This is a genomic window from Lacticaseibacillus paracasei subsp. paracasei, assembly GCF_000829035.1.
Taxonomy (GTDB): domain Bacteria; phylum Bacillota; class Bacilli; order Lactobacillales; family Lactobacillaceae; genus Lacticaseibacillus; species Lacticaseibacillus paracasei.
In genome coordinates this window covers 1,573,192-1,583,450 of the sequence record NZ_AP012541.1, presented here as the reverse complement: position 1 = coordinate 1,583,450, position 10,259 = coordinate 1,573,192, and the positions used below count along the sequence as shown (strand labels likewise).

General features: G+C 47.8%; 10 protein-coding genes. All 10 read left to right on the top strand.

Going from position 1 to position 10,259, the window contains the following annotated elements:
* Positions 1-145: 145 nt before the first annotated feature.
* The 10 genes from rimP (at position 146) to hemW (ending at position 10,111) form a co-directional block, all read left to right on the top strand.
* Complete coding sequence (rimP, locus tag LBPC_RS07775; RefSeq protein WP_003565790.1) at positions 146-625, top strand: ribosome maturation factor RimP; 480 nt, start codon at positions 146-148, stop codon at positions 623-625.
* A 16-nt stretch (positions 626-641) separates the two neighbouring features.
* On the top strand, positions 642-1,895 hold the full coding sequence (gene nusA, locus LBPC_RS07770; RefSeq protein WP_003660768.1) for a transcription termination factor NusA: 1,254 nt from the start codon (positions 642-644) through the stop codon (positions 1,893-1,895).
* Positions 1,896-1,906: 11 nt separating this feature from the next.
* Entirely contained in the window at positions 1,907-2,200 is a 294-nt protein-coding gene (rnpM, locus tag LBPC_RS07765; RefSeq protein WP_003565786.1) for an RNase P modulator RnpM, read from the top strand.
* Between the two features lie 2 nt (positions 2,201-2,202).
* Complete coding sequence (locus LBPC_RS07760; protein WP_003565784.1) at positions 2,203-2,502, top strand: YlxQ-related RNA-binding protein; 300 nt, start codon at positions 2,203-2,205, stop codon at positions 2,500-2,502.
* A 20-nt stretch (positions 2,503-2,522) separates the two neighbouring features.
* Positions 2,523-5,354: a translation initiation factor IF-2 gene (gene infB / locus LBPC_RS07755; RefSeq protein ID WP_003660771.1), complete on the top strand. Its 2,832-nt coding sequence runs from the start codon at positions 2,523-2,525 to the stop codon at positions 5,352-5,354.
* 60 nt (positions 5,355-5,414) lie between these two features.
* Positions 5,415-5,768, top strand: coding sequence for a 30S ribosome-binding factor RbfA (gene rbfA / locus LBPC_RS07750; RefSeq protein WP_003565780.1), 354 nt, complete (start codon positions 5,415-5,417; stop codon positions 5,766-5,768).
* 533 nt (positions 5,769-6,301) lie between these two features.
* The gene (locus tag LBPC_RS07745; protein ID WP_003579352.1) at positions 6,302-7,093 is read left to right on the top strand and encodes a TerC family protein; all 792 of its coding nucleotides are present in this window, start codon (positions 6,302-6,304) and stop codon (positions 7,091-7,093) included.
* An 11-nt stretch (positions 7,094-7,104) separates the two neighbouring features.
* The gene (truB, locus tag LBPC_RS07740) at positions 7,105-8,010 is read left to right on the top strand and encodes a tRNA pseudouridine(55) synthase TruB (protein ID WP_003565758.1); all 906 of its coding nucleotides are present in this window, start codon (positions 7,105-7,107) and stop codon (positions 8,008-8,010) included.
* Between the two features lie 6 nt (positions 8,011-8,016).
* Positions 8,017-8,964 (top strand): riboflavin biosynthesis protein RibF, encoded by a 948-nt coding sequence (gene ribF, locus LBPC_RS07735; protein WP_003594636.1) that lies wholly within the window; start codon positions 8,017-8,019, stop codon positions 8,962-8,964.
* Position 8,965: 1 nt separating this feature from the next.
* Entirely contained in the window at positions 8,966-10,111 is a 1,146-nt protein-coding gene (gene hemW, locus LBPC_RS07730; RefSeq protein ID WP_003565753.1) for a radical SAM family heme chaperone HemW, read from the top strand.
* Positions 10,112-10,259: the final 148 nt, after the last annotated feature.

Below are 10,259 nucleotides of genomic sequence, written 5' to 3'. Positions count from 1 at the left end.
TATGGTATTGTATCAATAGTAATGTAAGGTTCTGGCAGTGAGTGAGCAGCGATGCTCACTCTTTTTATTGGCGAACGTCACCATGTTCGCATCTGGAGACGTCAGAAGTGTTAGTCTTGAATGAGAAAGTAAAGGAGGCGGTGGCTTGAGTACGCAATCGGTTGTTGAAACCGTGACCGCTTTGGTCAAACCGATTTTGGACGACCATCATTTTTACCTCACGGATGTCGAGTTTGTGAAGGAAGGCGGCGGGTGGTACCTGCGTGTGTATATTGACAAGACAGGCGGCATTACACTGGACGAATGTGTGATGGTCAGTGAAGCCTTGTCAGAAAAGCTAGATGCCATGGATCCCGATCCAATCCCGCAGCAATATTTCCTTGAGGTTTCAAGTCCTGGTGCAGAACGGCCCTTGAAACATGAAACTGATTATGAACAAGCAGTTGGCGACTATATCCATGTCTCTTTATTCAAGAAACTGGACGGCAAGAAGGTTTTTGAAGGGACTTTAAAGGAGCTATTGCCTGACCAGTTGACATTGACGGTCAAAGATAAGAGCCGCAAGTTCGATCAGGTCATTGACCGGCAGTTGATCGCTTCAGCGCGGTTGGCGATCGAGTTCTAGTGGAGGTAAGAAAAGCATGTCAAAGGAAATGATCCAAGCACTTGACGCTCTTGAGCAAGAAAAGGGTGTCAAAAAAGAGGTCGTGATTGAAGCTTTGGAAGCCGCTTTGGTTTCTGCTTACAAGCGCAATTACAACCAAGCGCAAAATGTGGACGTCGAATTTGATCCTAAGCAAGGTGACATTCACATTTATGCGGTGAAGGAAGTTACTGACGAAGTTTTCGATTCACGGCTGGAAGTCAGCTTGAAAGAAGCGCTGGCGATTAACAAGGCTTATGAAATCGGTGACCAAATCAAATTTGAGGTCACACCAAAAGACTTCGGGCGCATCGCTGCACAAACTGCTAAGCAGGTTATTATGCAGCGGGTTCGTGAAGCTGAACGCAGTATTGTTTATGACGAATATTCACAGTATGAAGATGAGATTCTTCAAGGGGTCGTTGAGCGCCGAGATAATCGGTTCATCTACGTCAACTTGGGTAAAATCGAAGCGGTCTTAGGCCGTCAAGATCAGATGCCTAATGAGAAGTATGAAGCCCATGATCGCATCAAGGTTTATGTGACCAAGGTTGAAAACACGAGCAAGGGTCCGCAAGTTTTCGTTAGTCGAACACATCCGGGTCTGGTTAAGCGGTTGTTTGAACAGGAAGTGCCAGAAATTTTTGACGGCACGGTAGAAATTGTCAACATTGCTCGTGAAGCAGGCGATCGGACTAAAATCGCTGTGCGATCAACCAATGACGCTGTTGATGCTGTCGGCACGACTGTTGGTCCGCGTGGTGCGCGCGTTCAAGCCGTCGTTAACGAGCTTTCAGGTGAGAACATGGATGTTGTGCAATGGGAGGAAGACCCAGCGGATTACATTGCCAACGCTTTGAATCCGGCTCAGGTTATCGCGGTTCAATTCAATGATGAGGCCAATGATCGTTCCGCTACTGTGATTGTGCCGGATTACCAGTTGTCCTTGGCAATTGGTAAAAAGGGGCAAAATGCGCGACTTGCTGCCAAGCTGACCGGCTATAAGATTCACATCAAGCCTGAATCTGAAGTTGAATTCGTTGATGATGATGAATTGCCTGAAGCAGAGGCTGAAGCGGCTGCTGAAACTAACGACAACGCAGATGCAGCAACTGACGCTGAGACAACGCCTGACAGTGATGCCGCTGCAGCAGATGATGCCGACGACGCCAAAACCGCCTCAGATGCACCAGATTCAGCTGATCAAGCGCCTGTAACGCCGAGTGCAACCGATCATCCGGCGCAAGCTTAAGGAGGCGAGCCATGAAAAAGCGTAAGATTCCAATGCGCAAGGACTTGCTAAGCAATCAGATGATGCCGAAAAAAGAACTGGTTCGCATCGTGAAGAACAAAGAAAATGTTGTCGCCATCGATCCTACCGGCAAAGCTGCTGGTCGCGGTGCCTATGTGGCACTTGATCCAGCCGCTGTGAAAGCAGCAAAGGGTAAGAAGCTGATTGACGCAGCATTTGGAATCACGATTGAACCAACCTTTTATGATGACCTATTCGCGTATGTCGATCATCAAAAGGCTCGTCAAGAACTATTCGGCAAGTGACGATGCAAAAACAAGCCGTATTGAATTTATTGGGTTTGGCCCGCCGCGCCAGTCGCTTAGTCACCGGAGATAATCTGGTCTTAGGAGCGATTCGCTCGCGTGAAGCTAAATTGGTTTATGTTGCCAATGATGCTAGTGCCAACACCCGCAAGAAGTTTTCGGATAAAAGCAGCTATTATGAAGTTCCTTTGGTTACAGAGTTTTCCAAAATGGAACTTTCGCAGGCCATCGGCAGTGATCGCTCGATCATTGCCGTTGTGGATGCGGGCTTCGCTAAGAAGATGCAACAGCTGCTCACCTAAATTGCAGGGAGCGTGAAGAAATGGGCAAAAAACGCGTTTATGAATTTGCCAAAGAAATGCACGTCGATAATAAAGACGTCATCGATATCGCGAAGAACTTGGGTATCGAAGTAAAAAATCACATGTCCTCGATCGATCAAGATCAGGAAGCTAAGATCAAAGGTATGTTAAGCAAGCAGTCAGCTGGCAAAGCACCGTCATCACAGGCAGCAAAGACACCTGCTAAAGCAGCCAAGACGAGTTCAGCGGCACACAAAGAGGCTGCTAAGAAGCCAGTCGCTGCCAGTGCCAAGTCAAACGATCATGCTGATGCTGCTGAGCATTCGCAAAAAAACGCAAAACCTGCTGCTAAGCAAGAAAACAAGCCGGCGCGGTCAAATAAGACCTCTGACGGCAAAATCATCTTGAGCAAGTCAACAATTTTGCGACCACGCAGCACACAAACAGCGCATACCAACACGAATCACAATCGTGGCGGCAATACAGCCAGCGCTAACAATACGGCTAATGGCCGGAATTCAAATCGCTCAAACAACAATAATAACAACCGTTCTGCGAACAATGCTAATCGTTCCGGTAACAATAATCGGTCTAACGAACGTAACCGTAATGACCGTAATCGTCGGTTCGATAACCAACGCGTCACAGGGCCAATGCCGCGTGCTGGCCGTCCCACGGCAGCTAATGGCAATCCCCGTCCTGTGGCAGGCAACGGTGGCAAGTTTGTTAAACCAGCGTCTGAACGTCAGCAGCCAAAACGTCAGGAAGCGGTCAAACCGGCAAATGCAGCGAGTAAACGTTCTGAGCAACCTCAGACGGAACGGCCGCGCACTGAGCAGCCAGCTGCAACAACCAATCAACGCTTTACGAAACCGGCTCCAGTTCCAGCGGCGGCAGCACCAAAACCGGCAAGTGCCGGCAGCCAAGACAATCGCAATAGCCGGCGTGGCGGCGGGAACAGTAATTTTGGCCGCAGCAACAGTTATGGGAATCGTAACGGGTTTAACCGCAACAACCGGCGCAACAAGAAGAACAAGCGCCGTCAACAAAGCGCACCGAAGAAGGAAATGCCGCAGCGTAAAGAGCGGCCATTACCAGAAACACTGATTTATGAAGTTGGGATGAATGCGCAGGATCTTGGTAAGATTTTGCATCGCGAACCAGCTGAATTGATTAAGAAGCTCTTCATGTTGGGTGTGATGGTTAACCAAAACCAAAGCCTCGACAAAGATACCATCGAATTGTTGGCTACCGATTACGGGATTGACGCCCAAGAAAAGGTTCACGAAGATATTTCCGACTTGGACAAAGTGTTCGAAGAAGAAAACAAGAACCAAGACAACTTACAGCCACGGCCGCCAGTTGTTACTATCATGGGTCACGTTGATCATGGGAAGACAACCTTGCTCGATAAGCTGCGTCACACACATGTGACTGAAGGCGAAGCCGGCGGGATTACCCAGCATATCGGTGCTTATCAAGTTAAACTGCGTGATCGGTTAATTACGTTCTTGGATACACCTGGGCATGCGGCCTTCACTAACATGCGGGCGCGTGGTGCGGACATCACCGACATTGTTGTGCTGGTGGTTGCCGCTGATGATGGTGTGATGCCGCAGACGATTGAAGCGATTCATCATGCGCAGGCAGCCAAGGCACCGATCATCGTTGCAGTCAACAAGATCGATAAGCCAGGCGCTAATCCAGACCACGTCATGGAACAATTGACGGAATACGGGTTGATTCCTGAAGACTGGGGCGGCGACACGATTTTCGTCAAAATCTCAGCTAAATTTGGCAAGAACATCGATGAATTGTTGGAAATGATTTTACTTGAAGCCGATGTGCTCGAACTCAAAGCTAACCCTGATCAAAAAGCGGTTGGTACTGTGATCGAAGCACGTTTGGATAAGGGTAAGGGTCCTGTTGCTACCGTACTGGTTCAACAAGGTACGCTGCATACAGGTGATCCAATCGTTGTCGGGAATACTTTCGGCCGCGTCCGTGCCATGACTAATGATCATGGCCGGCGGGTCAAAGATGCTTTGCCATCAATGCCTGTTGAAATCACTGGTATCAACGATGTGCCACAATCGGCTGACAAGTTTGTTGTCTTTGCCGATGAACGCACCGCGCGTGCTGCTGGTGAAGAACGGGCCAAGCGGGCACAGGAAGAAGAACGTAAGAACACCAACCATGTCACGTTGGATAATCTTTTTGAAACAATGAAGGAAGGTCAGCTGAAAGAAGTTGACGTCATCATCAAGGCCGATGTGCAAGGCTCAGTTGAAGCCTTGGCTGGCAGTCTTGAGAAAATCGAAGTTAAGGGTGTTCGGGTGAATATTATTCATCAGGCCGTTGGCGCGATTAACGAAAGTGACGTTACCCTTGCAGCTGCAAGTAACGCGATCATCATTGGCTTTAACGTTCGCCCAACTGCGCTGGCAAAAGCCCAAGCAGAACAAGACGATGTTGATATTCGGTTGCACAGTGTCATTTACAAGGCGATCGAAGAAGTCGAAGCTGCGATGAAGGGTATGCTGGAACCAACCTATGAAGAAAAGGTGATCGGAACAGTGACTGTTCGCGAAACAATTCCGGTTTCTAAGGTTGGTACCGTTGTCGGTGGTTATGTCGATTCCGGCTATATTACACGCGACGCTGGTGTCCGTCTCGTTCGCGATGGCATCGTCAAGTACGAAGGTAAACTCGGCTCCCTGCGTCGCTTTAAAGACGATGTCAAGGAAGTCCGTCAAGGCTTTGAACTTGGCCTGACCATTGAGAACTACAACGACATTAAAGTCGATGATCAAATTGAAGCCTTCACAATGGAACAGGTTCCAGTGAAGTAACTAACCCAAACGTATCTCAGGATTTAATGATACCGACTGTTTTGAAGGAGGTAGGCAGATATGAAACATCGTATCGGTCGAGTTGAGACTCAGATCCAACGTGAAGTTGACGATATCTTGTTGAAAGATGTCAACGATCCGCGGGTTAAAGGCGTGACGATTACCGGAGTCAAACTGACCGGTGATCTGCAACATGCCACCATTTTCTACAGCATTCTCGATGATGCACCTGACAAAGTCGAAGCAGCCCAAACCGGTCTGGACAAGGCCAGTGGACTCATTCGCCGCGAAGTCGGGCAGCGTATCCGGTTATTCAAAGTACCGGAAATCGAGTTTGCTCAAGACAAATCCGTTCAATACGGCGCACGCATTGATCAACTGATCAATGAAGTACGACGGAAGAATCTTGAATAAGCACCATTTAAAAGAAGGATCTGACTGCTGCTAGTGGTCAGGTCTTTTTTTCTGGGTTAAGGATCTAGGCTAAAAGACCCTTGCCGTGCCAAACTCCGCAATCTCCGGCCAGCTGGGGCTGGCGACGCGTAGCTAGAGCGGAGACGGCGCTTCGAGCCCGCAAAGCCCGCGGTCTCGAAGTCGCCTAACAACATCAGCGACAAAGCCCGGTCGCTGTGTTGTTTGCACGGCTGAGCCCCATCTGGCCTACGATTGCTCCGCCTTGGCACTGGGATCTTTAAATCCCGATAAAAACTATCCATGCGAAAAAGCAAATCTTCCTCTGCAGTAGTGTATTTGTCTATCGCATAGTTTCGATTGAAGTCCCAACTTAAAAGCCAGACTTTGAACTTGGTTTTGTACGCCAGAGTTCAAAGATGTCTCCAATTCTAGTTTTTCGGACGCCACCCCAATTATCGACTCTACCTCAACTGGGATATCAGTAAGAAATTCAAACCCATACTTTACCGCCCAACAGCTTTAGGTTTTCAAGCTTGCACGGTATAATAATAATCATTGAGAAAGGAAGGATCACGATCAAGTTACTAGGTGCCTTATACGGACCATTCTTCTCAGCGCATAATTGGCAACTGGCATTTTCTGTTAGCGGCCTCGTGACCATTTTCAGCTTGATCTTGCTAGAATGCATGCTATCAGTCGACAACGCTGTCGTGCTCGCTGCACAAACCGAGCAGCTCAAGGTCGAATCAGAACGAAAAAAAGCTCTGATGTACGGTATGGGTGGTGCATACATATTCCGCTTCATTGCTATCGGACTAGGTACTTACTTATTGCAATTCTGGCCGATCAAAGCGATTGGTGCGGCGTATCTTGTCTGGATGAGTGCGAGTTATTTTTATGAAGTGCGCCATCCAAAAAATCAGAGAGGGACGCATGGGAAACGACCTCACGGGCTTTGGGGGACAGTCATTCAAATTGAGAGTCTCGATATCGTATTTTCGGTTGATTCAATTTTGGCGGCCTTGGCAGTGTCCAGCAATCCGGTGATTGTTTTGATTGGCGGTTGTCTCGGTATCTTTGCTATGCGGCTGGTGGCGCAGGTCATCACCACCTTTATTGATCGTGTTCCGGAACTTGAAACCGCAGCTTATATTCTTGTAGGTCTCATTGCCATTAAGCTAGGTCTCAGTCTGCCAATGATTGATGTGAAAACGCCAGACTGGCTTTTTTCGGTCCTAGTGGTGCTTGTTTTCATCTGGGCCGGCTGGCGACATGTCGAGCATGAAAAACATCATCATAGTATGTATAAAAAATCAAAACCATGAAAGGAACTGCCATGAACGGGATTTTGCCGTTATATAAACCCACTGGCATGACCAGTGCTGATGCGGTGTATCATGCCCGCAAGATTCTTGGTATCAAAAAAATTGGCCATTCCGGTACCCTTGATCCTAATGTGGACGGCGTGCTGCCGCTGGCGATTGGTGCAGGCACTAAAGCGGTGCCGCAATTAATGGCCAGTGGGAAAGTCTACACCGGAGAAATCACGTTAGGTTTTGCGACGACAACCGAGGATTTGGATGGGGAAGTTGTTGATAAAACGCCTTTAACGCAGCCGTTTACAGCTGATCAGTTGGATGCTGCATTGACTGCGTGGACAGGAAACATCACACAGATTCCGCCGATGTTTTCGGCGGTCAAAGTCAATGGTCGCCGGCTTTACGAATATGCGCGCGCCGGTGAAACTGTGAAGCGGCCAGAACGACAGGCCACGGTGTCACAGTTTACACGTACCGATGAACCGGTTTTTTCAGCCACTGATGGCACCCAGCGTTTTCGGTTTGAGGTCCATGTTTCTAAGGGAACCTACATTAGAACACTAGCAGTGGATGTTGGCAAAACGCTGGGAGTTGCTGCGGTGATGAGTCAATTGACGCGAGTAAAAAGCGGCGGGTTTACGTTGAAGCAGGCGGTTAGCATTGAGCAATTGAAGGCGCATGCCGCGGCAGGTACTTTAGCCGATGTGATTCAACCGATTGATATTGCTTTTGCCGATCTGCCTCAAGTTGATTTGACCGTAGAACAATTTGAGGCAATCAGTCATGGCCGCTTTTTATCGCTCGATCAGCAGACTCCGCGCGTTCGTCTGCATTTTGCAGGCGTTCTTAAGGCTATCTATCGCCGAGAAGACGATCAGTATCGGCCAGATTTAATGTTTTTAGCTAATGAAAAGAATGTGTGAAAATTTATGAAAACAATTGATATTCAGCCGCCATTGCAGGTGTCCGCGGCCCCGTCACAGCCCATCGTCTTGACCTTGGGCTTCTTTGACGGCGTCCATCGCGGCCATCAAGCGGTGATTAAAACCGGCAAGAAGATCGCTTTAGCAAAAAAGATACCGTTGGCGGTGATGACGTTCAATATTCATCCAGCCGTCGTTTATCGTGGGGTTTCCGAAACCGATATTCGGTATTTATCCACTCGTGAAGAGAAAATCAAAATTATGCAGTCACTGGGCGTGGACTATTTGTATGTGGTTCACTTTACCCCAGATTTCGCTGCGCTGACGCCGCAAGCTTTTGTCGATCAGTATTTGGTCGGTCTGAAGGCGGATACGGTAGTTGCAGGTTTTGACTATACTTATGGCAAGCGGGATGTTGCATCTATGGCTTTGTTGCCAAAATATGCTTGTGGCCGGTTTGATGTCATCAGCGTCCCCGAACTCGCTGAGAATGGTCAAAAGGTCAGTTCAACCCGAATCCGGCATGCACTTGATTCCAGTGATATTGATACGGCCAATGATTTTCTGGGTTATACCTATACAACTGCTGGTAAGGTGGTTCATGGTGAGGCGCGTGGCCGTTTACTTGGCTTCCCAACAATCAATTTGGAGACACTTGGCCAACAGCGATTACCAGGCATTGGTATTTATGCAGTGAAGGTCAAAGTTGGCACCACTTGGTATTTAGGCATGGCCTCCATTGGCCGTAATGTCACGTTTGGCGCCGATCGAGACGTGACACTTGAGATTAATTTACTTGATTTTAATCAAATGATTTATGGCGAAACCGTTCAAGTTCGCTGGTATCACTATTTACGCGGTGAAGTGAAATTTGCTGGTGCTGATGCCCTGATTGATCAATTGAAAAAAGATGAAACTGCCGTCCGAGATTATTTTGCCGCAAAGAAGGGTTAATATGGCAGGTGCTTATCTTCATATACCATTTTGTGAACATATTTGTTACTACTGCGATTTCAACAAAGTTTTCATCGAAGGCCAGCCAGTTGATGATTATGTGGCCATGCTGCTAAAAGAAATGCGGATGGTGATGGCTGAACATCCTGAAGAAAAAATTCAGACGGTTTATGTCGGTGGTGGCACGCCCAGCACGCTGACACCGACACAATTGGCTACATTGTGTCAGGGTATTCATGATATCCTACATTTTGATCAAGGGGAGTTTACTTTTGAAGCCAACCCCAATGACTTGCTCACGACCGAAAAATTGCAAGTGCTACATGATTATGGTGTCAACCGTTTGTCGATTGGCGTGCAATCGTTTAATGATGATGTATTACGCCGAATCGGCCGGATACATCGAGCAAAAGATGTTTACACTGCCATTGCTAACGCCCGTCAAGTCGGGTTTGATAATATTTCGATTGATTTGATTTTTCGACTACCTGATCAAAGCCGCGATGACTTTCTGACCAGTTTGCAAAAGGCGTTGGCACTGGATCTGCCGCATTACTCAACGTATTCCCTAATTTTGGAACGTAAAACGATCTTCTATAATCTGATGCGACAGGGCAAGTTGCGCTTGCCGACCCAAGACGTCGAGGCCGATATGTATCAAGATGCGATCGATCTCATGGAAGCACATGGCCGACATCAATATGAAATTAGTAATTTTGCAAAGGACGGGTACCAGTGTGAGCATAACTTGCTTTATTGGCGCAATGACAAGTACTTTGGCTTCGGTGCTGGCGCGTTTGGGTATCTTGGTCGTGATCGCTACCACAACTATGGTCCTATTAAGCAGTATTTAACACCATTACATGCTGACCACTTGCCGGTCCTTGAACATCATTTGGTGCCACAGTCAGAACAGATCGAAGAAGAAATGTTTCTAGGCTTGCGGACGATGCAGGGGGTCAGTGAAGCGCGGTTTTATGATCGCTACCACATGACAGTTGACGCCATTTATGGTGAAACTGTGCCGGAACTGGTCAGTCAAGGTTTGGTTGTGCGCCAAGATGGCTACATTCGCCTGACCAACAAAGGCAAGTTCCTTGGCAACGAAGTTTTTCAACGTTTCTTGATTGATGAGCCGCTTGTTTAAGTGCTAAAAGAAACGGCTGTGTTGTTAAAATGCACTTGCCATAATTTTCACTAGAAACGTTCACAATCTAGCAATCGTACCTTGACTTTGCTAACCTCGCTTGGTATATTATTCATTGTATTAGCACTCATATAAAACGAGTGCTAAA

Coding starts and splice junctions, on each gene's coding strand:
- truB (WP_003565758.1), top strand. CDS start 7,105: ATGAACGGGATTTTGCCGTTATATAAACCCACTGGCATGACCAGTGCT.
- ribF (WP_003594636.1), top strand. CDS start 8,017: ATGAAAACAATTGATATTCAGCCGCCATTGCAGGTGTCCGCGGCCCCG.
- rbfA (WP_003565780.1), top strand. CDS start 5,415: ATGAAACATCGTATCGGTCGAGTTGAGACTCAGATCCAACGTGAAGTT.
- nusA (WP_003660768.1), top strand. CDS start 642: ATGTCAAAGGAAATGATCCAAGCACTTGACGCTCTTGAGCAAGAAAAG.
- infB (WP_003660771.1), top strand. CDS start 2,523: ATGGGCAAAAAACGCGTTTATGAATTTGCCAAAGAAATGCACGTCGAT.
- LBPC_RS07760 (WP_003565784.1), top strand. CDS start 2,203: ATGCAAAAACAAGCCGTATTGAATTTATTGGGTTTGGCCCGCCGCGCC.
- rnpM (WP_003565786.1), top strand. CDS start 1,907: ATGAAAAAGCGTAAGATTCCAATGCGCAAGGACTTGCTAAGCAATCAG.
- hemW (WP_003565753.1), top strand. CDS start 8,966: ATGGCAGGTGCTTATCTTCATATACCATTTTGTGAACATATTTGTTAC.